The 25,458-nt window shown below is 61.2% G+C and carries 23 protein-coding genes, 1 tRNA gene and 2 pseudogenes; 12 read left to right on the top strand and 14 right to left on the bottom strand.

Annotation, left to right across the window (positions count from 1 at the left end; genetic code table 11):
* Nucleotide 1 precedes the first annotated feature (1 nt).
* The 3 genes and pseudogenes from ACZ1HA_RS20220 to ACZ1HA_RS20210 form a co-directional block, all read right to left on the bottom strand.
* Nucleotides 2-1,444 carry an efflux RND transporter periplasmic adaptor subunit gene (locus ACZ1HA_RS20220; protein ID WP_472715176.1) on the bottom strand — a complete coding sequence of 481 codons (1,443 nt, stop codon included), beginning with the start codon at nt 1,442-1,444 and terminating at the stop codon, nt 2-4.
* Between the two features lie 113 nt (nt 1,445-1,557).
* Nucleotides 1,558-2,099, bottom strand: a pseudogene (gene moaB, locus ACZ1HA_RS20215) (molybdenum cofactor biosynthesis protein B).
* 25 nt (nt 2,100-2,124) lie between these two features.
* Nucleotides 2,125-2,916 (bottom strand): uracil-DNA glycosylase, encoded by a 792-nt coding sequence (locus ACZ1HA_RS20210; RefSeq protein ID WP_472715175.1) that lies wholly within the window; start codon nt 2,914-2,916, stop codon nt 2,125-2,127.
* 114 nt (nt 2,917-3,030) lie between these two features.
* Here ACZ1HA_RS20210 and ACZ1HA_RS20205 point away from each other — a divergent pair, with 114 nt between their 5' ends.
* The 5 genes from ACZ1HA_RS20205 (at nt 3,031) to ACZ1HA_RS20185 (ending at nt 6,817) form a co-directional block, all read left to right on the top strand.
* Nucleotides 3,031-3,978: an aspartate carbamoyltransferase catalytic subunit gene (locus ACZ1HA_RS20205; RefSeq protein WP_436398059.1), complete on the top strand. Its 948-nt coding sequence runs from the start codon at nt 3,031-3,033 to the stop codon at nt 3,976-3,978.
* Nucleotides 3,975-4,520 carry a hypothetical protein gene (locus ACZ1HA_RS20200; RefSeq protein ID WP_375228929.1) on the top strand — a complete coding sequence of 182 codons (546 nt, stop codon included), beginning with the start codon at nt 3,975-3,977 and terminating at the stop codon, nt 4,518-4,520. The genes ACZ1HA_RS20205 and ACZ1HA_RS20200 overlap by 4 nt, the downstream gene beginning before the upstream one ends.
* 124 nt (nt 4,521-4,644) lie before the next feature.
* Nucleotides 4,645-5,928: a dihydroorotase gene (gene pyrC / locus ACZ1HA_RS20195; protein ID WP_472715174.1), complete on the top strand. Its 1,284-nt coding sequence runs from the start codon at nt 4,645-4,647 to the stop codon at nt 5,926-5,928.
* A complete protein-coding gene (plsY, locus tag ACZ1HA_RS20190; RefSeq protein WP_472715361.1) occupies nt 5,928-6,536 on the top strand; it encodes a glycerol-3-phosphate 1-O-acyltransferase PlsY in 609 nt (202 codons plus the stop codon). The genes pyrC and plsY overlap by 1 nt, the downstream gene beginning before the upstream one ends.
* Nucleotides 6,536-6,817: a hypothetical protein gene (locus ACZ1HA_RS20185; protein ID WP_472715173.1), complete on the top strand. Its 282-nt coding sequence runs from the start codon at nt 6,536-6,538 to the stop codon at nt 6,815-6,817. Before plsY ends, ACZ1HA_RS20185 begins: the two co-directional genes overlap by 1 nt.
* On the opposite strand, the gene ACZ1HA_RS20180 is transcribed toward ACZ1HA_RS20185, so the two are convergent.
* Nucleotides 6,799-7,188 carry an ectoine synthase gene (locus ACZ1HA_RS20180; protein WP_375228932.1) on the bottom strand — a complete coding sequence of 130 codons (390 nt, stop codon included), beginning with the start codon at nt 7,186-7,188 and terminating at the stop codon, nt 6,799-6,801. The two genes, ACZ1HA_RS20185 and ACZ1HA_RS20180, sit on opposite strands and share 19 nt — an antisense overlap.
* 68 nt (nt 7,189-7,256) lie before the next feature.
* On the opposite strand from ACZ1HA_RS20180, the gene ACZ1HA_RS20175 reads away from it, so the two are divergent.
* From ACZ1HA_RS20175 to ACZ1HA_RS20165, 3 genes are read left to right on the top strand one after another with little or no spacing between them, the layout of a single operon-like run.
* Nucleotides 7,257-8,195: an aldo/keto reductase gene (locus ACZ1HA_RS20175; protein WP_472715172.1), complete on the top strand. Its 939-nt coding sequence runs from the start codon at nt 7,257-7,259 to the stop codon at nt 8,193-8,195.
* Nucleotides 8,192-9,268, top strand: coding sequence for an NAD(P)/FAD-dependent oxidoreductase (locus ACZ1HA_RS20170; protein ID WP_472715171.1), 1,077 nt, complete (start codon nt 8,192-8,194; stop codon nt 9,266-9,268). The genes ACZ1HA_RS20175 and ACZ1HA_RS20170 overlap by 4 nt, the downstream gene beginning before the upstream one ends.
* Complete coding sequence (locus ACZ1HA_RS20165) at nt 9,265-9,915, top strand: DUF938 domain-containing protein (RefSeq protein ID WP_472715170.1); 651 nt, start codon at nt 9,265-9,267, stop codon at nt 9,913-9,915. The genes ACZ1HA_RS20170 and ACZ1HA_RS20165 overlap by 4 nt, the downstream gene beginning before the upstream one ends.
* On the opposite strand, the gene ACZ1HA_RS20160 is transcribed toward ACZ1HA_RS20165, so the two are convergent.
* The 5 genes and pseudogenes from ACZ1HA_RS20160 to ACZ1HA_RS20140 all read right to left on the bottom strand — a co-directional run bounded on the left by ACZ1HA_RS20160 (nt 9,912) and on the right by ACZ1HA_RS20140 (nt 17,429).
* Nucleotides 9,912-12,413 (bottom strand): GcvT family protein, encoded by a 2,502-nt coding sequence (locus ACZ1HA_RS20160; RefSeq protein ID WP_472715169.1) that lies wholly within the window; start codon nt 12,411-12,413, stop codon nt 9,912-9,914. The genes ACZ1HA_RS20165 and ACZ1HA_RS20160 overlap by 4 nt on opposite strands.
* Nucleotides 12,414-12,543: 130 nt before the next feature.
* Nucleotides 12,544-13,215, bottom strand: a complete 672-nt coding sequence (locus ACZ1HA_RS20155; RefSeq protein WP_472715168.1) for a spondin domain-containing protein — start codon at nt 13,213-13,215, stop codon at nt 12,544-12,546.
* The gene (locus ACZ1HA_RS20150) at nt 13,199-14,608 is read right to left on the bottom strand and encodes an FAD-binding oxidoreductase (RefSeq protein WP_472715167.1); all 1,410 of its coding nucleotides are present in this window, start codon (nt 14,606-14,608) and stop codon (nt 13,199-13,201) included. The genes ACZ1HA_RS20155 and ACZ1HA_RS20150 overlap by 17 nt, the downstream gene beginning before the upstream one ends.
* A 32-nt stretch (nt 14,609-14,640) precedes the next feature.
* Nucleotides 14,641-16,417: pseudogene (ggt, locus tag ACZ1HA_RS20145) on the bottom strand (gamma-glutamyltransferase).
* Between the two features lie 25 nt (nt 16,418-16,442).
* Complete coding sequence (locus tag ACZ1HA_RS20140; RefSeq protein WP_375228938.1) at nt 16,443-17,429, bottom strand: 2-hydroxyacid dehydrogenase; 987 nt, start codon at nt 17,427-17,429, stop codon at nt 16,443-16,445.
* A 119-nt stretch (nt 17,430-17,548) separates the two neighbouring features.
* Here ACZ1HA_RS20140 and ACZ1HA_RS20135 point away from each other — a divergent pair, with 119 nt between their 5' ends.
* From ACZ1HA_RS20135 to ACZ1HA_RS20125, 3 genes are all read left to right on the top strand, one after another.
* Nucleotides 17,549-18,052: an SH3 domain-containing protein gene (locus ACZ1HA_RS20135; protein WP_436398075.1), complete on the top strand. Its 504-nt coding sequence runs from the start codon at nt 17,549-17,551 to the stop codon at nt 18,050-18,052.
* 86 nt (nt 18,053-18,138) lie between these two features.
* Nucleotides 18,139-19,131: an NADPH:quinone reductase gene (locus ACZ1HA_RS20130; protein WP_472715166.1), complete on the top strand. Its 993-nt coding sequence runs from the start codon at nt 18,139-18,141 to the stop codon at nt 19,129-19,131.
* 115 nt (nt 19,132-19,246) lie between these two features.
* Nucleotides 19,247-19,321 (top strand) — tRNA-Gln (locus ACZ1HA_RS20125).
* 63 nt (nt 19,322-19,384) lie between these two features.
* Here ACZ1HA_RS20125 and ACZ1HA_RS20120 read toward each other — a convergent pair.
* Nucleotides 19,385-19,843: a GAF domain-containing protein gene (locus ACZ1HA_RS20120; protein ID WP_472715165.1), complete on the bottom strand. Its 459-nt coding sequence runs from the start codon at nt 19,841-19,843 to the stop codon at nt 19,385-19,387.
* Between the two features lie 171 nt (nt 19,844-20,014).
* Here ACZ1HA_RS20120 and ACZ1HA_RS20115 point away from each other — a divergent pair, with 171 nt between their 5' ends.
* Complete coding sequence (locus ACZ1HA_RS20115; protein ID WP_472715164.1) at nt 20,015-20,569, top strand: hypothetical protein; 555 nt, start codon at nt 20,015-20,017, stop codon at nt 20,567-20,569.
* 59 nt (nt 20,570-20,628) lie between these two features.
* On the opposite strand, the gene ACZ1HA_RS20110 is transcribed toward ACZ1HA_RS20115, so the two are convergent.
* The 4 genes from ACZ1HA_RS20110 to ACZ1HA_RS20095 are packed head-to-tail and all read right to left on the bottom strand — an operon-like array spanning nt 20,629 to nt 25,432.
* Nucleotides 20,629-21,894 (bottom strand): amidohydrolase family protein, encoded by a 1,266-nt coding sequence (locus tag ACZ1HA_RS20110; RefSeq protein ID WP_472715163.1) that lies wholly within the window; start codon nt 21,892-21,894, stop codon nt 20,629-20,631.
* Nucleotides 21,895-21,903: 9 nt separating this feature from the next.
* Nucleotides 21,904-22,845 (bottom strand): ABC transporter permease, encoded by a 942-nt coding sequence (locus tag ACZ1HA_RS20105; protein ID WP_375230900.1) that lies wholly within the window; start codon nt 22,843-22,845, stop codon nt 21,904-21,906.
* Nucleotides 22,845-23,915: an ABC transporter permease gene (locus ACZ1HA_RS20100; RefSeq protein ID WP_472715360.1), complete on the bottom strand. Its 1,071-nt coding sequence runs from the start codon at nt 23,913-23,915 to the stop codon at nt 22,845-22,847. Before ACZ1HA_RS20100 ends, ACZ1HA_RS20105 begins: the two co-directional genes overlap by 1 nt.
* Nucleotides 23,915-25,432, bottom strand: coding sequence for an ABC transporter ATP-binding protein (locus ACZ1HA_RS20095; protein WP_472715162.1), 1,518 nt, complete (start codon nt 25,430-25,432; stop codon nt 23,915-23,917). The genes ACZ1HA_RS20100 and ACZ1HA_RS20095 overlap by 1 nt, the downstream gene beginning before the upstream one ends.
* Nucleotides 25,433-25,458: the final 26 nt, after the last annotated feature.

Below are 25,458 nucleotides of genomic sequence, written 5' to 3'. Positions count from 1 at the left end.
CTCAGCCGCTTGTCCCGGTTTCAGACGGCCTTAACTGCCGGGCGTTCAGGTCAGTAACTGCCGTCAGCACCTGATCCCGCACCCCTGGCGCAGCGTTCGCTCTGTACTTTGGTTCCGGAGACGAACGGCGGGTGGACCGCGCCTGCGCCGGACCCGCATGAGGCATTGTCAGCCGGGCCTGCTCATCAGACAAAAGAGAACCGTCCAGCGGTCGCACAGAAATACCGGGCCCCAGAAGCGGCGTTCGCGCATTCACAACATCACGGCCATCGATGCCTTCCCCGGAAACGATAATTTCGTCCCCCTGACGCCGAAGCAGAACAACCGGGACCGACTGCAGCCGGTTGTTGTCGTCGACAACAAGGACGTCACCCCCAGCACCAAGAGCTGATGCCGGCAGACGCACAACACCGTCCAGCGCCGGTTCATCCACCATCACGGTGACAAAGTCCCCGGGCCGGAAACCACGCGGGTTTTCCAGTGTCGCAAAAATCAGACGCCCGGTCTGACCTTCGGCTGCTCCGGCACTGACCCGGGTGATCCGCCCGGTGGCCCGGACATCGGCGCCGGTGACGTCAAGTGTGGCGACAACGGACGCGGGGATAAGACGTCCCGATGGGTCCAGAAGACGGGTGTACTGTGCCGTCGAAATACGGAAGGCAACCTCAAGATCATCGGGATCAACAAGATCCGCCAGACGTTCGTTTACGCCGACCAACCCGCCTGCGATCACCGCTGTATCACTGAGCACGCCATCAAAGGGCGCTGTCACCGTTGTATCTGCCAGCGTCCGCCGCGCCTCCTCCACAGCGATTTCAGCACGTGCGAGGCGGGTGTCCGCCTGATCAATCCGTGCCTCAGCCTGGGTCACAGCCTGGCGTGTCGATATGACAACGGCCCGGGCGGCGGCGGCTGCCAGTTCTGCCGTCTCAACTGCTGCCGCTGTGCCGACACCTCTGCCGGACAGATCGGATTGCCGCTGAAAGGCCCGGGCACGCAGATCTGCCTGGTCCGCAGCCGCCTGCTGCTCCAGAAACGCCAGCTCAAGACTGCGGGCCGCATCGCGCACTTCCGCACGCGCATCTGCCAGATCCGCTGTCAGCCGGTCGAGTTCCGATTGTGCATCCCTGGGATCAATCTGCAGCAGAACGCTCCCTGCGGTCACAGCACCGCCATCCTCAAAGTTTTCCGCCAGCGACACGATGCGGCCCGCCAGCGCCGCGCGCAGTTCAAGGGTCCGCCGCGAGGAAATCTCACCGAACGCGCGCAGCACCGGTTGCTGCGTACCGGGTTCGGCGCGGGTCAGGGTGACCGCGAAAACCCGCTCTTCGGCTGCCCTGGAAGGCGGCGCATCTGCAAAGCGCACTTCGAGCGCATCGCGGATCAGAATACCGGCAAAAGCGAGCATGCCCAGCGTCAGAGACGCCAGGAACAGCCCTGTCATACTTTGCCTCAGAAACCGCATCGGCACCCTGAATTCGTCGTAACGTTAACTCGCACTATAACCTAGGAGGCGGAAAAAAATACCAACCCACAAGGGTGTTACGGATCGTGGTGCTATTTCCGTCGCTGACTTTCGGTCAGGCGCGGCAGAATTTCTACAAAATTGCAGGGCCGGTGGCGGTAATCGAGCTGCATTTTCAGAATCTCGTCCCAGGCGTCCTTGCAGGCACCCGGACTGCCCGGCAGTGCGAAAAGGTAGGTCCCGTTTGCGACGCCACCTGTTGCACGGCTCTGAACAGCGCTCGTCCCGATTTTTTCATCGATACAATCGTGAAGACCGTGCCGAAGGCATCGATCTCTTTCTCATAGACATCCCGGTGCGCCTCGACGGTTACGTCCCGCCCGGTGAGGCCCGTACCACCGGTCGACAGCACAACATCAATACCACTGTCCCGGCACCAGGCACGCAGCTGGCGTGCGATTTCCTCGCGCTCGTCGGGCAGGATCCGCCGGTCGGCCAGTTCGTGCCCCGCCTCCAGCAAGCGCGACACAAGCACATCACCCGACCGGTCTGATCCCAGATCCCGGGTGTCTGATACGGTCAGGACAGCGATCCGCACGGGTATGAAATCCTGAGTTTCGTCAATTCGGCTCATGCATGTCTCTCTGGTTGCAGCAGTTTCAGTGTGCAGAAATCCGCGCGCGGATGTCGAGCAGATCGGCCCAGGCCTCCCGCTTGGCCGCCGGGTTGCGCAAAAGATATGCAGGGTGGCACATTGGCATGACCGGCACGCCATGTGCCTCGGTCCAGGTGCCCCGCAGGCGCGTAATCCCGCGTTTGCCCAGCAGCGCCTGAGCGCTGATATTGCCCATCACAACCAGGACCTTTGGCTTTGCCAGAGCGATGTGCCGTTCGAGAAACGGCTTCATCATCGCAATTTCTTCCGGGGACGGATCACGGTTCTGCGGCGGGCGCCAGGGCAGCACATTTGTGATGTAGACCGGCGCATTTTCATCCGACCGACCCATGCCAATCGCCGCGAACATATGGTCCAGCAACTGACCGGCAGCACCGACAAAGGGCCGGCCCTCGCGGTCTTCATCCCGACCGGGGGCCTCGCCGACGATCATCACCGGCGCACCGGGCCTGCCATCACTGAACACGAGATTGCGTGCACCCTTCTTCAGCGCGCAGTGCTCAAAACCGGCCATCGCCTGCCGCAACGCGTCCAGCGACTGTGCGGCCTGTGCAGCCTCACGCGCTTGCGCAGCACCGTCCGCTTCGACGGGCGTTTTCGGTGCAGCCGCTGGTGCCGATGGCTGCTCCGTTTGCTTTGCACGTCTTGGCTGGCCGGGTGCAGCGGCAGGCAGATCATAACAATTGACCGGCGCATCACATATGGCCTCGGTCGCGCCCAGTTCGATCTGCCAGTCGAGCAACGCCAGCGAATGATGAAAATCGGATGATTCCATAAACTCACTCTAACTGCTGATCCCGGCAGACTGAACCTGCGGATTTGCTTTGCGAGTGCTTGCCCGCAACGGTATGCCTCCCTATAAGGTGGAAAATCGCCTGAGGTTGCCGCAATGACGTTTCCGCACCGACACCTGCTTGGGATCGAGGCCCTCCGCCCGGCGGAAATCACCACTCTTCTTGATCTTGCCGACACCTATGCGGCGCTCAACAGACAGCCCGACAAACATGCGGATGCCCTGACCGGCCTGACGCAGATCAACATGTTCTTTGAGAATTCAACACGCACCCAGGCCAGCTTTGAAATAGCGGGCAAACGCCTGGGCGCTGACGTGATGAACATGGCGATGCAGGCCAGCTCTCTAAAAAAGGGCGAGACGCTGATCGACACGGCTCTCACTCTGAATGCGATGCATCCCGACCTGCTGGTGGTGCGGCACCCGCATTCGGGTGCTGTGGATCTGCTGGCGCAGAAAGTGAACTGCGCAGTGCTGAACGCCGGTGACGGGCGTCATGAACATCCGACACAGGCGCTGCTCGATGCGCTGACCATCCGCCGCGCCAAAGGCCGCCTGCATCGCCTGTCAATCGCCATCTGCGGAGACATCGCACACAGCCGCGTTGCCCGCTCGAACATCATGCTTCTGGGCAAGATGGAAAACCGTATCCGGCTGATCGGACCACCGACACTGATGCCTGCGGGCATTGCCGAATTCGGTGTAGAGGTCTTTGACGACATGGCCGAGGGGTTGCGCGATGTGGATGTCGTGATGATGCTGCGTCTGCAGAAGGAGCGCATGGACGGGGGCTTCATCCCCTCCGAGCGCGAGTATTATCACCGTTTCGGGCTCGATGCTGAAAAGCTGTCTTATGCAGCACCGGACGCCATCGTCATGCATCCCGGGCCGATGAACCGTGGTGTCGAGATCGATGGCACCCTGGCGGACGACATCAACCGCTCCGTCATTCAGGACCAGGTTGAAATGGGTGTGGCCGTGCGCATGGCTGCAATGGACCTTCTTGCGCGCAACCTGCGCCTGACGCGCGAGGGTGCCGCATGAGCCAGACCATCGGGATACCTGCCGGCGAAACAGGCACTATTCGTGTCTTTGCGGTGAACCGCCCGGTGGCCGAGGTACAGGCCCTGTTAAAGGATGCGCCGGTTGCTGATGTTGCCCGCGGGCTGCTCGGAGACCCGCATCTGGATACGGCGGGCACAGAGCTTTTCCCGGTCAGCGATCTGGCCGGTGTCGGTCTTGCCGCCTATCTCAGCGATGGATACGCAGTCACTGATGAAGCCCTCGCACCCGATCATGCAAAGCTCGAGGCGCTGGACGGATATGTCCTTCTTGTGTTTTCTGACAGCTTTTCGGGACAGGCGTACGAACTGACCCCTGGCCAGGATCTGACTCTGATCGGCACCTATCCGGAATTCCGGCCCGGGCGCCCCACGGGATCCCTCACGGCAGACAGCGCCCTGCCCTACACCGGTGTGCCCGGCGTCGTACCCTCTGCAGCACCCCGCCGTGGGTTCGGCAGCCTCGTGGTTCTGCTGATTGCGGCTGCGGTTCTGCTGCTGGCATTGTGGTGGCTGCTGACATGACACAACGAAAGACTGGCAGATGAACGAACCAAAAGACCCCAAAATGTCCGGTCGCATCGCGATGATTGCCCTGCTTGTCGCCTTCGCGGTCGTCGGGTTGATGGTCTGGGTCGGGGCCTGACGCATGAGCAGACTGGCCTTTCTGAACGTTCGTCTCGTCGACCCGGAAAGTGATGCTATGACTGTCGGCAGCGTTCTGGTCGAGGATGGCAAAATCGGTGACGTCACAACCGATAATGTGCCCGCCCCGTCGGACACTACCGTCGTCGATTGTGGCCTTCGGTATCTGGCACCCGGACTCGTGGACCTCGGCGTCAAAGTCTGCGAACCGGGCGAGCGTCACAAAGAGAGCTATCGTTCCGCGGGTCTCGCCGCTGCGGCGGGCGGTGTCACAACAATGATCACCCGCCCCGACACGACACCCGCCATTGACAGCCCGGAGACGCTGGAATTTGTCACGCGGCGCGCCAACGAGGCTGCACCGGTCAATGTCCTGCCGATGGCAGCCCTGACCAAAGGCCGTGAGGGGCGCGAGATGACTGAAATTGGTTTTCTGATGGATGCGGGTGCTGTCGCGTTCACAGACTGCGACCGTGTCATCACGGATACCAAAGTGTTTTCACGGGCGCTAACCTATGCGCGGTCCCTTGGCGCGCTGGTAGTTGCCCATCCGCAGGATCCCGGCCTGAGCGCCGGTGCCGCCGCAACGTCCGGCAAGTTTGCCTCCCTGCGTGGGCTTCCTGCAGTGTCACCAATGGCCGAACGGATGGCCCTGGACCGCGACATGGCGCTGGTCGAGATGACGGGCGCGCGGTACCACGCGGATCAGATCACCTGCGCACGCGCGCTGCCGGCGCTGGAACGCGCCCGCGCCAATGGTCTGGACGTAACCGCGGGCACGTCGATCCATCACCTGACGCTGAATGCCCTGGATGTCGCTGACTACCGCACCTTCTTCAAGATCAAACCCCCGCTTCGCGACGAACAGGATCGCCTGGCCATCGCGGATGCCGTCAGCACCGGGCTGATCGATGTCATTTCGTCGATGCACACACCGCAGGACGAAGAAAGCAAACGCCTGCCGTTTGAAGAGGCGGCCTCGGGCGCTGTGGCGCTGGAAACGCTGCTGCCGGCGGCCATGCGGCTCTGGCATAGCGGTTTGATCAGCCTGCCCTGCCTGTGGCGCGCGATGTCGCTCAACCCGGCGCGCAGGCTGGGCCTCGATACGGGCCGTCTGAGCCGGGGTGCTCCGGCAGATCTGGTCATCTTTGACCCGGACGCCCCCTTTTTGATGGACCGCGCGACACTACGGTCCAAATCGCGCAACACGCCGTTTGACGGGGCGCGCATGCAGGGCCGCGTGCTGTCGACCTGGGTGGGAGGTACCTGCGTGTACGAAAAACCATGATCCCTGATATTGAAAGCACATCCGGGTTGCTGATTTTCTGGGCCGTTGCTGGCTACCTGCTCGGATCGATTCCGTTTGGGATGGTTCTCGCACGGGTGATGAACCTCGGTAACCTGCGCGAAATCGGGTCGGGAAATATCGGCGCAACCAACGTGCTGCGCACCGGCAGCAAGACAGCTGCGGCCCTGACCCTGTTGCTGGATGGCGGCAAGGGCGCGGTCGCCGTCCTGCTGGCCCGCGCGGCAGGTGGTGAGGACACCGCCCAGATTGCAGCGCTGGCTGCAATGATCGGGCATTGTTATCCCGTCTGGCTGCGGTTTGCCGGCGGAAAGGGCGTGGCGACATTCCTTGGGATCGTTCTGGCTCTCAGCTTTCCCGTGGGTGCCGGTTGCTGCATCGCCTGGCTGATCGGCGCGTTTTCTGTCCGGATATCCTCCATAGGAGCGCTGGTTTCTGCGGCGGCAGCGCCAGTGCTGATGCTGCTTCTTAGCATGCCTGCTGCAGTACTTCTGAGCCTGGCTCTGGCGGTGCTGATCTTCTGGCGCCACCGCGCCAACATCTCCCGACTGATAGCGGGAACCGAACCACGGATCGGTCAGAAATCCTGATGCCGCATCCGGATCGCTGCTTTGCCAGCGCTCTGACCGCGCTGCCCGCCGGAACAAAAAACGGCACGGCAGGGGGCAAACGCTATGTCGCGACCAAGACACTGTTCAACGCGGGGCGATCGGTAAAACTAGTGGCCGAAGAACTGGGCGGCAGCGACTACATCAGCCTGAATTTCTACATGCTCGAAAACGGCGACAGGCTCCGCCCCTGCGAGATGAGCTCAAAGAAAGTCACCGATTTCGTTCTTGCCTTCGTGCCGGATCACCCGGACGCTGAATAACTGCCATCCGGATTATGCACCTCATCACCTTCGAGGGCGGGTGAGAAGACACAGATCAGATGGAAAGGCACGGTGCCCCGGTTTTCCACACGGTGACGGTCGTGCCGGTCCGGCGCGTAGAGAACGCCAGGTACAATGTGATGCTCATCACCGGTCTCGTGCTCTGTCACATACCCTTCGCCTGCGATGCAGTAGCAGGCCTCTATGTGATGGCGGTAATGCAGTTCCAGTTCCGCTCCCGGCAGCACCCGGGTTTCTGTCATGGAAAACCCCATGCCATCCGAACGAACCAGCAGTCGCATACTGGTCCACCCCGGGCCCGCTGCATCGCGCGGCGTGTTCTCAAGGTCTCTGCGATCTGTGACTATCATAGTCTGCTCCGGGCCAGGTTTCACAGATCAGCATTGCATGGCAGGTGCGTGCATGCCACTCCTGAGGCATGACAAAACTTCTGACCACTCCCGACGGAAGCCCCGCCAGCCGCCTTGCGTTTGGTACGATGCAGTTTGGCGGACGCGCAGACAAGGACGCCTCTCGCGCCATGTTCGAGGCCAGCATTTCAGCTGGCATCAATCATTTTGACACCGCCTATATGTACAACGGCGGTGCGTCCGAAGAAATCCTCGGCTCCCTGATCGGTGATCGTCGGGACAGCCTGCTGATTGCAACCAAAGCAGCCTACAGCGGCGGTGGGTCCCGCCAGAACATCCTGGACAGTTTTGATGTGTCCCGCCGGCGTCTCGGCCTCGACACGATTGACCTGCTCTACATGCACCGCTTTGATCCGGACACCGACCTGGCCGAAAGCATCGGCGCGCTCACCGACCTCCGGGCCGCTGGCAAAATCCGCTACATCGGGGTGTCCAACTTTGCGGCCTGGCAGGTCGTGAAAGCCAACGCCATCGCAGCAGGGGCGGGCAGTGCTGTTGATGTGCTGCAGCCGATGTACAACCTGGTGAAGCGCCAGGCCGAAGTTGAAATCCTGCCGATGTGCGCGGATCAGAACATCGCCTGCATCCCGTACTCGCCGCTCGGGGGCGGTCTGCTGACAGGTAAATATGCAGCAGGTTCCGGCGGTCGCCTGACCGAGGATCAGGGATATGCCAGACGCTACGGCCCGAAATGGATGCATGATGCTGCGGTCAGCCTTGGCGAGATTGCCGCAGAAACCGGCACGCATGTTGCGACGCTCGCCGTTGCCTGGGCGGCGGCACACCCGACGGGGCCAACCCCGATCATTTCCGCACGCTCGGCTGAACAGCTGGAACCGTCGCTCGCGGCCCTGGAATTCAATATGGATGAAACGCTTTATGCGCGCCTCGCGGCTCTGACCCCGACGCCACCACCTGCAACGGATCGGCTCGAAGAGCAGTCATGACCGCCATTCTGGTCATCGGCGGTGGTATCGCCGGGCTGTCCGCCGCCGCGCGCCTGTCGGAAGATGCAGACGTGACGGTAATAGAAGCCGAAGACGCCCTTGGATATCACGCGTCGGGGCGGTCGGCTGCATTGATAGAACAGAACTATGGCGCACCATCGGTTCAAGCGCTGAACCGTGCCAGCGTGGCGTATCTGCGCACGCATGACGGCGGATATCTGACCCAGCGCGGGCTGATGATCGTTGCTGCTGACAAAGACCGGGACGCCTTTGATGCCGACGTCAATGCGATGGGCGTGGACCGGATCACTGTCGCGGACGCCTGCGCGCGGGTGCCTGTGCTGGATCGAAAGTACGTCACCATGGCGGCGTGGCACGCAGATGCACACGATATAGATACCGACCGACTGCTTCAGGGATTTGCCCGCACGGTACGGGCCAACGGCGGCCGGATCGTAACCGGACACAGGATTACATTTGCAGATTACTCGGACGGCAGATGGCTGGTCCGCAGCCCGGACGGTGAATGGACCGGAGACATGCTGGTCAATGCAGCCGGTGCATGGGCCGACCAGATCGCCGGTCTTGCCGGTCTGCGCGGTCTGGGCATTGTCCCGCACCGACGGTCCATGGCCCGGATCGCCGCACCAGAGGGCCACGATGTCGGCCGCTGGCCCATGTTTTTTGGGGTGAACGAAAGCTGGTACGCGAAACCGGATGCCGGGGCATTGCTGGTCTCGCCCGCAGATGAAGATCCGGTGGAACCGCATGACGCCTGGGCCGACGACATGGCGCTCGCCGAGGGGCTGGCGCTCTATGAAGAGGTGGTGACAACGCCGGTCACACGGATGCTGTCCAACTGGGCAGGCCTGCGCAGCTTTGCCCCGGACCGGACGCTGGTGCTTGGGCCGGACCCTGACCTGCCGGCGTTCGTCTGGTGTTCCGGTCAGGGCGGATACGGGATGCAGACGGCACCCGCAGCATCGCAGTTACTGGCTGACTTGGTCTTTGACCGCGCGCCAGGCATCGACCCACAGAACGTCGCGGCGCTGCGCCCGGAGCGGCTGCGATGAGTGGCAAACTCCCACCCAGCGCAAGTGTTGCAACCCCGATCACCGGGGTGAAAATGCACGCACCCGCTGCAATGCGGAATGCTGCTGTGCTCACCGACATGATCGCCGCGCACGCACCGTCAAAGGGAAATGCGCTGGAGATCGCCAGTGGAACCGGTCAGCACGTGACCTCATTTGCACGCCGGATGCCGGATCTGCGCTGGCATCCCACGGAACTCGCGCGCGACAGAATGGCCAGTATTGACGCATACGCCGTTGAAAGTGGGCTGAAAAACATTACCCCGGCGCGGCAGCTTGATGCGACAAGTCCCGGCTGGTCCGGCGACCGGAACGGCTTTGACCTGATCATCGTTATCAACCTGCTACATCTGATCAGCACAGCGGCGACCCGGGTTGTCATAACGGAGGCAGCCCGCGCCCTTTCACCATCGGGTATTCTGATCGTCTACGGACCGTTTCGCCGCGACGGGCTGCTCACCAGCGACGGCGACACCAGATTTGACGCGGACCTGCGCCGTGCCGATCCCGCCATCGGGTACAAAAATGACGCCGACATACGCGCCTGGCTCACAGAAGCCGGTCTGGCAGACATCAATCCTCAGGAAATGCCCGCCAACAACCTGGCCTTTGTCGCAGGACGGTCCTAGCCGTCCACGCGGATCCGTTCGTTTTTGGGGTCATAGGGGCTGTCCTCGACAACCTCCGCATCCCACAGCCTGTCCAGCATTTTGACCTGCAGCTTTGTGCCAGGCACAGCAAGGTCCGGCGTGACATAACCCAGACCGATGGATTTACCGAAATGCACCGAGTAGCCGCCGGACGTCAGGCGGCCAACACGCGTTTCACCGTGGTAGAGCACCTCACGCCCCCAGGGATCTGCATCCTCGGGTCCATCGATCAGCAGTGTGCAGCATTTTGCCCGCACGCCGGTTTCTTCCAGCTTTGCCTTGCCATGGAAATCTTTGGACAGGTCGACAAACCGCGGCAGATCTGCCTCCAGTGGTGTTGCGTCGCGCCCCAGTTCTGTCCCGAAGGCGCGATAGGATTTCTCCTGACGCAGCCAGTTCTGCGCGCGCGCACCGACCAGTTTCATCCCGTGTTTTTCCCCGGCTTTCTCCAGTTGGTCGAACAGGTAATTCTGCATCTCGATCGGGTGGTGCAGTTCCCAGCCCAGCTCACCGGTATAGGCCACGCGGATCGCGCGGACCGGGCACATACCCAGCTCAATGTCGCGCATGGTCAGCCACGGGAACCGCTTATTGGACAGTACCGTGGAAGGATCTGCGTCTTTGACCAGCTCATTCAGAACATCGCGCGACTTTGGCCCGGCAATAGCAAATACGCCCCACTGAGTGGTCACGTCGTGGCATTCGATATAGCCAAACTCTGGCGCTTTATCTTCGATCGCCTTGCGCAGGTAATCCGCATCATAGGCCGTCCATGCACCAGCGGACACGAGGTAGTACTCATCCTGCGCAAGACGCACGATGGTGTATTCAGTGCGCGTTGTGCCGTGGCCCGTCAGCGCATATGTCAGGTTGATCCGGCCAACGCTGGGCAGTTTGTTGCAGGTGAACCAGTCCAGGAACTGCGTCGCACCCGGACCTTTGACCAGATGTTTGGTAAAGGCCGTCGCATCAATCAGGCCCACACCCTCGCGGATCGCTTTTGCTTCGTCGACCGCGTGCTGCCACCATCCGCCACGACGGAAAGACCGGCTGTTGTGATCAAAATCCTCCGGCGCATCGACAGGCCCGAAGTAGTTCGGGCGTTCCCAGCCATTAACCCAGCCGAACTGCGCGCCACGCGCTGCCTGACGGTCATAGGCAGGCGACGTGCGCAGCGGACGGCAGGCCGGGCGCTCTTCGTCCGGATGATGCAGGATGTAGACGTGATCGTAGCATTCCTCGTTCTTGCGCGCGGCAAACTCGGTGGTCATCCAATCGCCGTACCGCTTGGGATCGAGAGAGGCCATATCGATCTCTGCCTCGCCCTCGACCATCAGCTGGGCAAGGTAATATCCTGTGCCGCCCGCAGCCGTGATCCCGAAGGAAAACCCTTCGGCCAGCCACATGTTGCGCAGTCCCGGCGCAGGCCCCACCAGCGGGTTACCATCCGGCGTGTAGCAGATCGGGCCGTTGAAATCGTCCTTGAGGCCGCTCTCCTCGCAGGACGGGATACGGTGGATCATTGCCAGATACTGTTCCTCGATCCGCTCCAGATCGAGCTGGAACAGGTCCGCACGGAAGCTGTCCGGCACGCCGTACTCGAACCGCGCAGGCGCGTTTTTCTCGTAGACACCAAGGATCCAGCCGCCGCGCTCCTCGCGCACGTATGACTGCGCATCCGCGTCCCGCACGACCGGATGTTCCACGTTCCCTTCGGCACGGAATTTCACCAGCTCCGGGTCCTGATCCATAACGATGAACTGATGCTCAACAGGGATGGCCGGCATTTTGATGCCCAGCATTTTCGCGGTGCGCTGCGCGTGGTTGCCCGAAGCCGTGACCACGTGCTCTGCGGTGATCACAATCTGCTCGTCAGACGGCACCAGGTTGCCACCCTTTTCGACCATCTTTGTCGCCGTGACTTCCCAGTGCGTGCCATTCCAGTGGAATGCATCCGCCTGCCATTTACGCTCAATCATCACGCCGCGCTGACGGGCACCCTTGGCCATCGCCATCGTCACGTCTGCGGGGTTAATGTAGCCGTCCGTATGGTGATAAAGCGCGCCTTTGAGGTCTTCGGTGCGGATCAGCGGCCATTTGGCTTTGATCTCATCCGGTGTCATCCACTGATAGGGCACGCCGCAGGTCTCAGCGGTGGAGGCATAGAGCATGTATTCATCCATGCGTTCCTGCGTCTGCGCCATGCGCAGGTTTCCCACAACGGCAAATCCAGCGTTCAGGCCGGTTTCTTCTTCGAGCGTTTTGTAAAAGCGGATCGAGTAGTCGTGGATGTGGGTCGTCGCATAGGACATGTTGAAATAGGGCAGCAGACCGGCCGCGTGCCAGGTCGAGCCGGAGGTGAGTTCATCACGCTCCAGCAGCATCACATCATCCCAGCCCGCGCGCGCCAGATGATACGCGATGGATGTCCCCACGGCGCCACCGCCAACAACCAGTGCCTTAACTTCGGTTTTCATAGCGCGATTCCCTCGTCCTGCGATCCTGAGCCATTTCTAGGAAAGAGCGGCATGCTTCCGCCTTGCCCAGCCGACCGCACGGCGCGCAAAAACGACGTTTAGAGCGCAACAGATTGTTTGATCGCAGCGTCTACCTGCGCTCAAAAACAACGGTGCCGATGGGCCGCAGCCCTGATGCACGCAAAAAGGACGGATGGCTGAGCAATCTGACCGACTGCCGCGGTTGGGTCGGCAGATTGGGCCCTTCGAAATCCGGGCCGCTGTCCGCACCCGCGTCCCAGACCCAGATGGGCCGCTCAACCCGGTCAACCCACGCATCGTTCTCATAGAGCAGCACACCGGAGATACCGCTGAACCAGTCCGGGCTGGGGGCCAGCATGGTTGCAAAGGAGATCCGGTTCTGGCGGGGCGTCACCGGCAGTTCAAAGGCAAAAGTTGCCTGCCCGCCTTCGGAGCCCGGCAGAACAATATGTGCTCCGACGCGTTTTCTGCGCATTCCCTCGGCCAGTTCCGCCTCCAGCACTGTGGTGCGCCCGTTGGTTGCCACCAGAGCCAGGCCGCTGGATGCGGTATCCCCGTCTGAAAACAGCGCATAGCGGTCGGAATGCGCGAATGCGATCAGTCTTGACCAGTGCGCGCCAGGTGGTGGCGCCGCAGCGGTTTCTTCTGACCAGTTCAGCGAGACCGTCACCGCATAGATGGCGTCCTGTTGTTGTGCCGCGGCGACGGTGGTTACCAGCAGCGGCGCGGCCAGTACGAGCCGACCGAACACCCTGCGAAACACCTCAGTCCAGCGGCGCAAAGATCTTACCCGGGTTCATGATGTTGGCAGGATCGAGCGCTGCCTTGATCTCGCTCATAACAAGTGTTGCATCGCCAAGCTCTTCGCGCAGATAGCTCTGTTTTCCCTGCCCGATACCATGTTCGCCGGTGCAGGTTCCGCCCACTGAAATCGCCAGCTGGCTCAGCCAGCTTGTGTATTCCTGTGCCTTCGCCACCTCTTCGGCATCATCCATGTTCACGAGAGGTGTAACGTGGAAATTGCCGTCTCCGGCATGTCCGACGATGGGCGCGATGAGACCCAGTTCCAGCGCGCGTTCCTGCGCAGCCGTGACGCATTCGGCAAGCCTCGAAATCGGCACGCAGGCGTCCGTCGCAACACCCTTTGCACCTGGCCGGTACTGCAGCATCGCCCAGTAGGCATCATGCCGCGCTTTCCAAAGGCGGTTGCGTTCTTCCGGCGTCGAGGTTGCCTCGAAACCGGTGCCGCCCAGTTCCCCGGCGATGTCCCCGAAAATACCAGCCTGTTCTTCGACGCCTGCCCCGGTTCCGTGGAACTCAAGAAGCAGAAGCGGCGTTTCCGGCAGGCCCAGGTCCGCATATCCGTTGATCGCCCGGACCATGATCGTGTCGAGCAACTCAATCCGCGCCACCGGGACGCCATACTGAATGACCGCCGTGACAGCCTGACAGGCAGCCTCAACCGTCGGAAATGAGCAGCGCGCAGCACTGATGGCCTCCGGAATACCGTGCAGGCGCAGCGTTATCTCGGTAATGACCCCCAGCGTACCCTCGCTGCCGACCAGCAGACGCGTCAGGTCATAACCCGCTGAGGATTTACGCGCCCTTGTGCCGGTCCGGATGATCCGGCCGTCTGCCATCACCGCTTCGACCGCCAGCACGTTGTCCTTCATCGTGCCATAGCGCACAGCATTGGTACCGGACGCCCGTGTCGAGGCCATGCCACCCAGCGAAGCATTGGCGCCAGGGTCAATCGGAAAGAACAGTCCCTTGTCGCGCAGCCAGGTGTTCAGATCCTCGCGTGTGACACCAGGCTGGACGCGGCAGTCGAGGTCGTCTGCATTCACCTCCAGCACGGCATTCATTTCGCTCAGGTCAATACAGATGCCACCGGCCGGCGCGTTCACATGCCCTTCAAGAGATGTACCCGTGCCATAGGGGATGACGGGAACGTCATGTGTCGCGCAAACCCTGATCAGGTCAGAAACCTCTGCCGTGCTGGCGGGATAGACAACGGCATCGGGCGCCTGATTTTCGATCCAGGTGGTGGTATGACCGTGCTGTTCGCGGATGGCCTGACCCGTGTGCAGGCGCTCTCCGAACTGCTGGCGCAGGATGTCCACCACCGTTCTGATACCGGTTTCATTGCGTGGAAGAGACGCGATTTCTGCCAATTTCTGCTCCTTCGGACCGTTGCAGCCGGGCGTCAGTCGCCCAGCGCAATACCTTCACGGCGCGGGTCAGCGCCGCCCTGAAGTGTTTCACCAATGGCGATTGCATGCAAACCGGAGGTCAGGGCACGGGCGTTCACTTCGAAACCCATTTCGGTGAGCGGTGCGGTCAGTGCCTCCGCTCCGGTACCCACTTCAACATCGTATGTGCCGAACCGGTTCACCGCATGTGGCACAGACACCGCTTCCTGCACGTTCAGTCCCCAGTCCAGCCAGCCGATGATGCTCTCGGCGACGTAGCCGATGATACGGCTGCCGCCGGGGCTCCCGATGGCGAGCACCGGTGCGCCGTCTTTCATCACGATGGTTGGTGCCATGGAGGAGCGCGGGCGCTTGCCCGGCTCAACACGGTTCGCAATGGGCACGCCTTCGCGGTGAGACCGGAACGAGAAGTCCGTCAGTTCGTTGTTGAGCAGGAAACCCCGCACCATCAGACGGCTGCCAAAACCGTTTTCGATGGTGGTCGTCATCGACGCAACATTGCCCGCCGCATCAACAATCGAGATGTGCGACGTGGACGGGAATTCTATCGAGACATCATCGGCGTAGTTCAGCGCGTGATCAAAAGCAGGCGCGCCAGCGCCCACGTCGCTCAGCGCACTGTCACCGGCAAGCTCCCCCGCACGGTCCGCCAGATACGCAGGATCAACCAGACCTGCCGCCGGAACCGGAACAAAATCGCTGTCGGCCATGTACCGGCCCCGGTCAGCAAAAGCGAGCCGCGAGGCGTCACCAATCAGCCGGCGCACATCCGCATCGCCAGGCCCGGCAGACAGGTCATAACCGTCCAGCATGCCAAGAATCTGTCCGACCGTCAGCGCACCGGACGAGGGCGGCCCCATGCCGCAGACATCATGCGCACGGTAGGTCACGCATACAGGCGCGCGCTCTTTCACCTCATAGATGCTCAGGTCAACAGCGGACAGGACGCCCGGGTTGCCCGGTGCCGACTGTACCGTCGCCACGATATCCGCCGCGATATCACCGGTGTAGAATGCGTCCGCCCCACCACGCGCCATTGCGCGCAGGGTTTCGGCATACTCAGGGTTCTGCAACATATCGCCGACAGCCAGTGGCGCGCCGTCCGGCAGGAAATACGCCGCCGTCTCAGGGAAACGGCCCAGACGCTCGGCGTCGGACGCGACAAGCCCTGCAAGCCGCGGTGAGACCGCAAACCCTTCCTCTGCCCGCTCAATCGCAGGTGCCAGCAGGTTCTGCCATTCCAGCGCGCCCCAGCGTGCATGAACCTCACCCATCAGAGCAGGCGTGCCGGGTGTGCCGACAGACAGCCCGCCCACAACAGCATCGAAAAACTTCAGCGGCTCGCCATTCTCGTCCTGAAACAGGCGTGGTGTTGCGGCCAGCGGCGCGGTCTCCCGCCCATCAAGGGTGGTCAGTGTCTGGCTCCCGGCGTCATAATATACCAGAAAAGCCCCGCCGCCGAGGCCTGATGACTGTGGTTCCACAAGGCCAAGCATGGCCTGAACCGCCACGAGCGCATCTGCGGCAGTTCCCCCTGGGCCAGAATATCCGCGCCCGCCTGCACAGCCCGGGATTCGCCGCAGCGACCATCCACTGTTCCGACTGCACCGGCTGACGTGCCGCTTTTGCGGCAAAGGCTGCAGCAATCTCTGGAGACAAGGCCTCGAATGCGCCCTGCGTCGCGGGCTCCGGCTGGACAGCGTCGGCTGCCTGCTGCGCCTGCGCGGCGGAGGCAACGGTAAGAGCGAGAAGAACGGCAGAGAAACGCATAATCGGTCCTTTCGGGTTGCAGAAATCAGAGCATAGAGGGGACCACCTGATCCGGTGGCCTGTGTCCGTCGTCGAAGGTTTTGATGTTGATGATGACCTTTTCGCCCATCTCCATCCGGCCCTCGCGGGTAGCAGACCCCATATGCGGCAGGAGTACCACATTGCGCAGTTCGCGCAGGCGGGGGTTCGCCTGGGTCCCGTGTTCATAGACATCGAGCCCCGCCCCGGCGATCTCGCCCGCGCGCAGCATCCGTGTCAGCGCGTTCTCGTCGATCACCTCGCCGCGCGAGGTGTTTACGATCACGGCTTCGGGTTTCATCAGTTTCAGCCGCCGGGCATTCATCAGATGGAACGTGGACGGCGTCGCCGGGCAGTTGATCGAGATGACATCCATGCGGGCCACCATCTGATCCAGACTTTCCCACCAGGTCGCATCGAGTGCTGTTTCCTGCTCCGGACGCAGTCGGCGGCGGTTGTGATAATGAACCTGCATGCCAAACGCGGACGCACGGCGCGCAACGGCCTGACCAATACGACCCATGCCCAGAATGCCGAGGCGCCTGCCCCCGACGCGCCCGCCCAGAAAGGCGTTCGGAGCCCATCCGTCCCATTCATCCGCCTGCATCACTGCCAGACCCTCCGACATGCGGCGCAGCACGGCGAGAATCAGTGCCATTGTCATGTCTGCTGTATCATCCGTCAGAACGCCGGGCGTGTTGGACACCAGCACACCACGCTGGCGGGCGGTTGCCACGTCAATGTGGTCAACACCGGCGCCATAATTGGCAATCAGTTTCAGGCGATCACCTGCCTGACCGATGAGCGACGCGTCAATGACATCTGTTACGGTCGGGACCAGCACATCCGCCTCGCGCACAGCGGCGGAAAGTTCCTCGCGGGTCATGGGCGCGTCACTGTCGCGCAGCCTGACGTCAAACAATTCGCAAAGCCTGGTTTCCACAGCTTCCGGTAACCGTCGCGTCACAACAACACTCAACCGCGGCTTTGACATTCTGGGCCTCCCGGGACTTGGCGTACATTCTGTTTTTTGGCATGGTGACGGAACTGGTCACGAGGCACAAGAACCCCGGGCCATCAATTGAGCAAAATAAGAATTACGGGCTGCATCCGATGACCAGAGTATTCTGCCGGGCAATCGCCGGACTGATCCTGTCGGCAACCACGCTGTTTTCCCAGGCGGTGGCAGAAACCGGCCCCGTGACCAATCTGCCGCTGCCGCGCTACGTTTCCATGAAAGCCTCCGAAGGCAACGTGCGGCGGGGACCTTCGCTGACACACCGGATCGACTGGGTCTTTACCCGGCGGGACATGCCGCTGCAGATCACGGCGGAACATGGCCACTGGCGCAGAGTTGAAGATCGCGAAGGTCAGGGCGGATGGGTACACTATTCACTGCTTTCAGGTGTCCGTACCGTTATCATTGAACACGATATGCTGACGCTTCATCAGCGACCGGACGCAGAAGCGCCGGTTGCCGCCGCACTCGAACAGGGTGTCATAGCGCGCCTTGGAAAATGCGATGAGACATGGTGCCGGCTGCGGTCCGGTGGCTATCGCGGGTGGGCTCGCAAGGATCATTTGTGGGGGGTAGCCCCCGGTGAAATCCGCGACTGATACCACCACTGCATCCGCAGGGGTTGCAGCGCCCCCATAATCCGGCATCATCATGAGCTGACCGGGAAATACTACAGGGAACCGCCATGCTTGCCATCACATACAACCGTTTCGGACCGGCAGCAGACGTCCTGACACTGACCGAAATGGACGCGCCGGCACCCGGTCCCGGCGAAGTGACCGTCGCACTCAGGTATTCAGCCGTGAACCCCTCGGACGTGAAGGCACGTGCAGGCGCGCGCCCTGGCGTTACCACCCCTCCCTTTCCACAGATTGTTCCGCACAGCGATGGCGCAGGTGTCATCAGCGCTGTGGGCCCGGGCGTAGACCCCGCTCGCAAAGGCCAGCGGGTCTGGATCTGGAACGGGCAGTGGCAAAGGCCGTTTGGCACAGCTGCCGAAACCATAACATTGCCCGCAACCCAGGCGGTGCCGATGCCCGACAACATGACTGACGAACAGGGCGCCGCCATGGGCATTCCCGGGCTTACAGCAGCACAGGTTGTGTTCGGTGGAGGTGATGTCGCGGGCAGGACGTTGCTCGTTCAGGGCGGAGCAGGAACCGTTGGATACCTTGCCGTCCAGCTTGCGAAACGTGGGGGCGCGCATGTGATTGCCACCGCCCGCGGCGAGGGCGCGGAGCGCTGCCGCAACGCGGGCGCTGACGCGGTCATTGACTACACTGATCCAGACTGTGCTGAACATATCCTGGCGGCCAATGAGGGGCGCACTTTCGACCGGGTGGCCGAGGTTGAATTTGGCGCGAACATAAACGTGACGACAGAGGTCATTTCGCCCGGCGGCACCATCGCCGTTTATGGATCAGCGCAGAACATGGCGCCGGTTGTTCCATTTGGCCCGCTGCTCTTCAAAGCTGTCAAGATCGACATCAGTCTGATCTATATTCTTCCGGACAAAGAACGGAACGCATGTATTGACCGTCTGCATGCCGCTGTTAATGCCGGCGAACTGCATTGCCCCGTGGCAGAAACCCACCCGCTTCGGGAGGCTCACAGGACACATGAAAGCGTCGAAGCCGGACGCCGGACCGGAACTGTACTCATTGATGTGACGGCTTGAGCCCGCATGCGCACGCCCCTGCGAACCGGGCCGGGCAATCTGGCCGGGTTAATGCGAATTTCTGGAAAACGGGTCTTGCACGTTGCGCTTCATGGGCTTAATTAGCGCACCACGTTGGGATGTAGCCAAGTGGTAAGGCAACTGTTTTTGGTACAGTGTACCGTAGGTTCGAATCCTACCATCCCAGCCAACTCACCTGCAGCACCGGAAACTGGCAGCCTATCTGGCTGACGTGTGCTTGCGCGGCAAAGGTCTATCTGACCTGACGGAGCTTCATGACGTTATCCGCAGCCCGGTTTCCATCCAGCTGCGTCTCAAAGATCCTCGCAAACCGTTCGAGAAGCGCAATATCGTCATTTCTCCAGTGTCTGGGCGCACTGGCAATGACCTCAAGTGCTCCCACAACTTCTTCGTTAACAAACAGCGGCACGCCCAGATAGGCCTCAAAACCTTCGGCAGTCATCATAGGACAACGTGTATCACCACTGGCGAGGCTCACCTCGCTGATAGCGACAAAAGCTGCGCTGTCTATGACCTTCGCACAGCATGTATTGGTCGTGCGCAGTGTTTCGAATGTTTCAAGAGTGTCCGAAAACGCAGTTGATGCAGTATGCGAAAACATGCCGTCGAGAATATCGATCCTTGTCACGGCTGCCACTTCGCTGCCAAACTCGGCCCGGATACGCCTGAGAATATCAAATCTGTCTTTCATAATGATCCGATGGAAATCTGAATATCAAATGCCGGTGATTGTACCGCATCGCGCCGAATTTGGCTATGGCATTTCCGGACCGCCCCGTCAGGAAAGACCACGGGATGCACGCCGAATCCCATCCGGCAAACCCGATTTGAGCGTCCTTCAGTGGACCGGAAGTGCTGTTGCATGAAGATTTCCATCGAACCACGGGCAAGACGAATTGCCGGCAATATCATGACACGCACCCGGGATGCGCTGATCTCCGGAGACTACGAAGCGTTCGGGTCCTGCTTCCTTGTGCCGTTCACGCTTTTTACGGACCTGGGCGAGACCGAAGTTACGTCGCATGAACAGAACGAGGAAATATTCCGGCGCGTCAGATGGCACTACAGAGCGCTTGGCGTTACCAGAATCGAACGCAGACTTCTGGCATCTCAGTTTTTTAAGGACGACACCATCCTGTCGGTGCATGAAGCAAAACTGTTCCGGGACGCGGCGCTGGTCCAGGAGCCATTCCGGGTCATGTCCACGCTGGTTGAATGTGGTGATGTCTGGAAGATAACAGACAACCGCTATGCCGTCGAAGGGTCCCTTCGCTTCAATCGTGCGCTTTACGGACCGAAACTGCCGGAGAAACAGGACCCCGCGTATATCGCAAACAGCATCAGCGGTGCAGTTGTTGGCATGTCAGAACCGGACAAGGCGCCACCAGTTGGGGAATCCGATCCTGAAGTCCGATAAAAGAGCATAAGCTGAAATTTCTCCGCATAGGCGGCAGGCCGGATATTCCGGCGGCAAACTCAGAATCTCAGTGTTTTTTCCTGCCCCGAGAGGTTCATCGTCGCCTCAGCAGGCCTGCTGCGCGAAATCACCCGACCCGCCCGTATCACGGCAAGGCGATGGGCGCGCAGACGGATAGCTTCAATTCTGTCGCTGGCCTGCAGCAGTACCATGTCAGCCCTGCAGCCAGGCTCAATGCCATAACCCTCCAGCCCCATAATCTGCGCGGAATTGCGGGTCACCGCATCAAAGCACCAGGCCATATCCGCCCGGCTGGAAAGCTGACCGACGTGCAGCCCCATGAAGGCGACATCCAGCATGTCAGCACGCCCCAGCGAGTACCAGGGGTCTTTGACGCAGTCTGATCCGAACCCGACCGCAAGACCGGCATCACGCAACTCGCGCACACGGGTCTGGCCGCGCCGTTTGGGATAGCTGTCATGGCGGCCCTGCAGCATGATGTTGATCAGCGGATTTGGGATCACCCGGATATCCGCCTCAGCCATCAGTGCGATCAGTTTGGACACGTAGTAGTTGTCCATAGAGTGCATCGACGTCAGGTGCGACCCGGCCACCCTGCCCTGCAGGCCAAGCCGTTCCGTCTCAAAGGCGAGTGTCTCGATGTGCCTGCTGTGAGGGTCATCGCTCTCATCACAATGCATATCGACCATCAGCCCGCGCTCAGCGGCTATCTCACACAGCAACCGGACAGACTCTGCACCCTGTTCCATCGTGCGCTCGAAATGCGGGATGCCACCGACAATATCCACCCCCATGTCAAGCGCACGGATCAGGTTCTGCTTGGCGGTTGGATCGCGCAGCACACCGTCCTGAGGAAACGCGACAAGCTGCAGTTCAATGTACGGCGCCACTTCCCTGCGGACGTGCAGAAGTGCCTCCACGCCTTTAAGAGTGTCATCACAGACATCCACGTGGCTGCGGATCGCACCGATGCCCATGGCCGCCGCAAGCTCACAGTATTTCAGCGCGCGCTCCGCAATTTCCTCGACCGTCTGGATCGTTTTCAGTTCCCCCCAAAGGGCAATCCCTTCAAGCAGCGTGCCGGATACGTTCATACGCGGTGTGCCGAGTGACAGCGTTGCATCCATGTGGAAATGCGGATCGACAAAGGGCGGCGACAGCAGACAGCCATCCGCATCAATCGTTTCGCCTGCCTCGGCTTCGATAGCCCGCTCCACCGCGACGATCCGGCCATCGCGGCAGGCCACATCCATACCCGTCCGGTCATCGGCGAGCGTGGCATTTCTGATGATCAGATCAAACATTCCGGGCCTCTATCTCTGTCCTTTGAACCAGGGCGTAAGCAATGCACGCGGATAGTCCGCGCTCCGGGCAGCAATCACAAGCGCCGCTATTGACAAGATGTAAGGTACCATCAGGAACACCTGGCCGGGCACCAGGGCGCCAACCTCTGTCTGCAGCCGTACCTGCAATGCATCGAATGCCCCAAAAAGCAGCGCGCCCAGCAGCGCTTTTCCAGGTCGCCAGCTCGCGAAAATCACAAGGGCGATGCAGACCCAGCCCCGGCCGTTGACCATTCCGAAAAAGAACGCGTCAAACGCAGACATGGTCAGGAAGGCACCGCCAAGCGCCATCAGCGCTGAGCCGGCGACCACCGCGCCGATCCTCAGTCCATAAACAGACAGACCCTGCGCATCCACACTGTCCGGATTGTCCCCGACCGCCTGGATCGCAATGCCCAGCGCGGTACGGTTCAGCGTGTACCAGACGACCACAACAAGCAGCAGCGCAAGCCAGGTCAGCGCGGTCTGCTGAAACAGCACCGGCCCCACGAAAGGCAGGTCCGACAAAACAGGAATGTCCAGCGCACGGAACGGTTCAATGCGCGGCGGGGACGACACGTCCGGCAGAGCAGTACGGTAGGTGAAATAACTAACAGACGTGGCAAACAGAGTGACGCCGAGACCTGAGACATGCTGCGAAAGCCCCAGAGGCACTGTCAGGATCGCATGTATCAGGCCGAAAAATGCACCTGCGACGGCCGCGACCAGAACGCCGCCCCAAAGCCCTGCGCCCAGCCAGACGGCCATCCAGCCTGCCATTGCGCCAGCGACAAAGATGCCCTCGATACCCAGGTTCAGAACGCCCGATTTCTCGCAGAGCAAAGCGCCAAGCACACCAAATATGAGCGGCGTTGCAATCCGCAGCGACGCAGCCCAGAAGCTCTCGCTCATCAGAATATTCAGGATGTCCATCATGCGCCCGCCCTCCGCTCGCGGACCCGGATGATACGGTAGCGCGCAAAAAATCCGCCAATGAGCACACAGAGCAGCGAAACCGAAACAACAAGGTCGGCAAGGTAAGAGGACACCCCCATTGCACGGCTCATTGAATCTGCTCCGACGAACACGGATGCGATAAAGAGTGAGGAGATCACAACACCGGCCGGAGACAGCCCTGCAAGCATGGCCACGACAATCCCGGTGTACCCGAATCCGGGCGACAGGTCCGCTGTCAGGTATCCCTTGAGGCCCGCCACTTCACTGACCCCCGCAAGCCCTGCCAGCCCGCCCGAGATAATCGCCACACCGAAAAGAGACCTGTTCACGCCGATCCCGGCGTGACGTGCGGCTGCCGGGTTTTCCCCCACTGCGCGCAGCCTGAACCCCCAGACCGAGCGCATCAGCATGAACTGCGCCACCGCCGCTGCAAAGAGGGCAATCAAAAGCCCGGAATGCACGCGCATCCGGTCCATCAGCGCAGGCAGCATACCCTGATCCGGGATCGGCGGGCTCTGGGGCCAGCCCAGACCCATCGGATCCTTTAGCGGCCCCTCCAGCATCATCTGCAGAAAGATCAGAATGACAAAGTTCAGAAGCAGGGTAGTGACGACCTCATCGGCCCCGAACCGTGACTTGAGCAATGTAGGCAGCATCATTCCAGCGGACCCTGCTGCGGCACCCAGCAGAATGATCAGCGGGATCAGCACTATACCGGGGGCGTCTGTCAGGCCTGCGCCGACAGCCACAGCGGCCATCGCCCCCAGATAAAGCTGCCCCTCGGCCCCGATGTTCCAGAGCTTTGCACGGAACGCGAGAGCTGCAGCGAGACCCGTGAAGATCAGAGGCGTCGCCCGGGTCAGCATCTCCGAGAAGGCAAAAACTGAACCGAAAACACCACGGAACATCTCGCGGTAGGCTTCGGCGATTCCAGCCCCTGCAAAAGCCAGCGGAATGGCGGCCAGCCCCAGCGCAACAATGGCTGAAAGCACCGGCACGCCCACGGTCAGCAGGCGCGAGGGCGCGTTCCTCGGTTCTACCCGCATCATGCCGCTTCTCCCGCCATCATCAGACCTATTGCTTCGCGGTCGCGCGTCTGTGCCGGATGCAGCTGTCCGTCATGGATCACCAGTATCCGGTCTGCAAGGCCCAGGATCTCGTCCAGATCTTCCGAGATCAGCACCACCGCCGCCCCTCGCGTTCTGGCCTCAAGCAGGCGGCGCGCGACTTCTGCCGCGGCACCCATATCGAGCCCGCGCGTCGGCTGATTTGCCAGAATGAGCTTCGGCTGCCTTTCAAGAACACGCGCCAGGATCAGTTTCTGGATATTGCCACCGGACAGCAGGCGCGCAGCGGCATCCGGGCCGGGCCCGCGAACGTCGTAGCTTTGTGTCAGGCCGGCTGCATGCTGTGCTATGGCATCGCGTTTCAACAGCCCCCGCGACTGTACATCCGGATCGCCGAGGCGTTCGATCACCAGATTTTCAGCAACGCTCATGGCCCCCACGATTCCATCATGATGCCGGTCCTCGGGGATCGACCCGACACCCGCACGGATCATGCCGGCCGGTGTAATCCCCGACAGTGTCTGACCGGACAACGACACCTGCCCTCCATCCGGAGGCGTCAGGCCCGAGATCAGAGACGCAAGCGCCGACTGGCCATTGCCGGAGACGCCCGCAATACCCAGAATTTCGTGTGCCCGTGCCGCGAGGGTGACGTTGTTCAGGCTGTCGCGATCCGAGCGCCCGCGCACCGACACATCATCCAGCACAAGGACGGGCGCGCCGGGTTCCGCATCACTTCGCTGCGCCACAGGTGTATCCGCGCCGACCATCATGCGGGCAATGCTGCGCTGGTCCGCTTCTGCGGTTGCCATTTCGCTCACCTTGGCACCGTGACGCAGGACTGCGATCCGGTCTGAGAATGCAAGGACTTCCCGCAGCTTGTGCGAAATGAAAATCACTGAAAGACCACTCGACGTCATGCTGCGGATATTGGCGAAAAGGGTGTCCGCTTCCTGGGGTGTCAGCACCGCGGTCGGCTCATCAAGCACGAGAATGCGTGCATCCCGGTAGAGTGCCTTCAGGATCTCAACGCGCTGACGCTCCCCGACACTCAGGCGACCAACGCGCACATCCAGCGGCGCCGTCAGGCCGCTGCGGGCCATGATGTCTTTGACTTTTGCCCGCGCAGCTGACCGGTCCCGGCGCAGGGAAAAAAGCGGCTCGGCGCCAAGGAGGATATTGTCCAGCGCAGTGAGGTTTTCCGCCAGTGTGAAATGCTGGTGCACCATGCCAATCCCGGCATCCAGTGCTGCCTGAGGGTGCCCGGGCGTCAGTGGCACCATCGCACCGGACGTATCAGCCACCGACACACTGCCCGCGTCGGGCATGTAGTGGCCGAAAAGCATGTTCATCAGGGTTGTCTTGCCCGCACCGTTTTCACCCAGCAGCGCCAGAACCTCGCCACGGTGGAGGTGCAGGTCCACCGCATCATTGGCGAGCACGGTGCCAAACCTTTTGGTCAGCCCGTCCAGTGACAGTATTTTCTGCTGGGTCATTGGTAAAACGGCCGGCCACCGGGGCC

The organism is Roseobacter sp. S87, assembly GCF_055693285.1.
This window is presented reverse-complemented; position numbering and strand designations above follow the sequence as displayed.

Excerpts from the sequence above, each read along its gene's own strand:
- ACZ1HA_RS20140 (WP_375228938.1), bottom strand. The coding sequence starts at position 17,429 with ATGTCAAAGCCGCGGTTGAGTGTTGTTGTGACGCGACGGTTACCGGAA.
- ACZ1HA_RS20170 (WP_472715171.1), top strand. The coding sequence starts at position 8,192 with ATGACCGCCATTCTGGTCATCGGCGGTGGTATCGCCGGGCTGTCCGCC.
- ACZ1HA_RS20100 (WP_472715360.1), bottom strand. The coding sequence starts at position 23,915 with ATGCGGGTAGAACCGAGGAACGCGCCCTCGCGCCTGCTGACCGTGGGC.
- ACZ1HA_RS20220 (WP_472715176.1), bottom strand. The coding sequence starts at position 1,444 with ATGACAGGGCTGTTCCTGGCGTCTCTGACGCTGGGCATGCTCGCTTTT.
- ACZ1HA_RS20135 (WP_436398075.1), top strand. The coding sequence starts at position 17,549 with ATGACCAGAGTATTCTGCCGGGCAATCGCCGGACTGATCCTGTCGGCA.
- ACZ1HA_RS20105 (WP_375230900.1), bottom strand. The coding sequence starts at position 22,845 with ATGGACATCCTGAATATTCTGATGAGCGAGAGCTTCTGGGCTGCGTCG.
- ACZ1HA_RS20095 (WP_472715162.1), bottom strand. The coding sequence starts at position 25,432 with ATGACCCAGCAGAAAATACTGTCACTGGACGGGCTGACCAAAAGGTTT.
- ACZ1HA_RS20130 (WP_472715166.1), top strand. The coding sequence starts at position 18,139 with ATGCTTGCCATCACATACAACCGTTTCGGACCGGCAGCAGACGTCCTG.
- pyrC (WP_472715174.1), top strand. The coding sequence starts at position 4,645 with ATGAGCAGACTGGCCTTTCTGAACGTTCGTCTCGTCGACCCGGAAAGT.
- ACZ1HA_RS20165 (WP_472715170.1), top strand. The coding sequence starts at position 9,265 with ATGAGTGGCAAACTCCCACCCAGCGCAAGTGTTGCAACCCCGATCACC.
- ACZ1HA_RS20115 (WP_472715164.1), top strand. The coding sequence starts at position 20,015 with ATGAAGATTTCCATCGAACCACGGGCAAGACGAATTGCCGGCAATATC.
- ACZ1HA_RS20200 (WP_375228929.1), top strand. The coding sequence starts at position 3,975 with ATGAGCCAGACCATCGGGATACCTGCCGGCGAAACAGGCACTATTCGT.
- ACZ1HA_RS20175 (WP_472715172.1), top strand. The coding sequence starts at position 7,257 with ATGACAAAACTTCTGACCACTCCCGACGGAAGCCCCGCCAGCCGCCTT.
- ACZ1HA_RS20110 (WP_472715163.1), bottom strand. The coding sequence starts at position 21,894 with ATGTTTGATCTGATCATCAGAAATGCCACGCTCGCCGATGACCGGACG.
- ACZ1HA_RS20185 (WP_472715173.1), top strand. The coding sequence starts at position 6,536 with ATGCCGCATCCGGATCGCTGCTTTGCCAGCGCTCTGACCGCGCTGCCC.
- ACZ1HA_RS20210 (WP_472715175.1), bottom strand. The coding sequence starts at position 2,916 with ATGGAATCATCCGATTTTCATCATTCGCTGGCGTTGCTCGACTGGCAG.
- ACZ1HA_RS20120 (WP_472715165.1), bottom strand. The coding sequence starts at position 19,843 with ATGAAAGACAGATTTGATATTCTCAGGCGTATCCGGGCCGAGTTTGGC.
- ACZ1HA_RS20180 (WP_375228932.1), bottom strand. The coding sequence starts at position 7,188 with ATGATAGTCACAGATCGCAGAGACCTTGAGAACACGCCGCGCGATGCA.
- ACZ1HA_RS20205 (WP_436398059.1), top strand. The coding sequence starts at position 3,031 with ATGACGTTTCCGCACCGACACCTGCTTGGGATCGAGGCCCTCCGCCCG.
- ACZ1HA_RS20160 (WP_472715169.1), bottom strand. The coding sequence starts at position 12,413 with ATGAAAACCGAAGTTAAGGCACTGGTTGTTGGCGGTGGCGCCGTGGGG.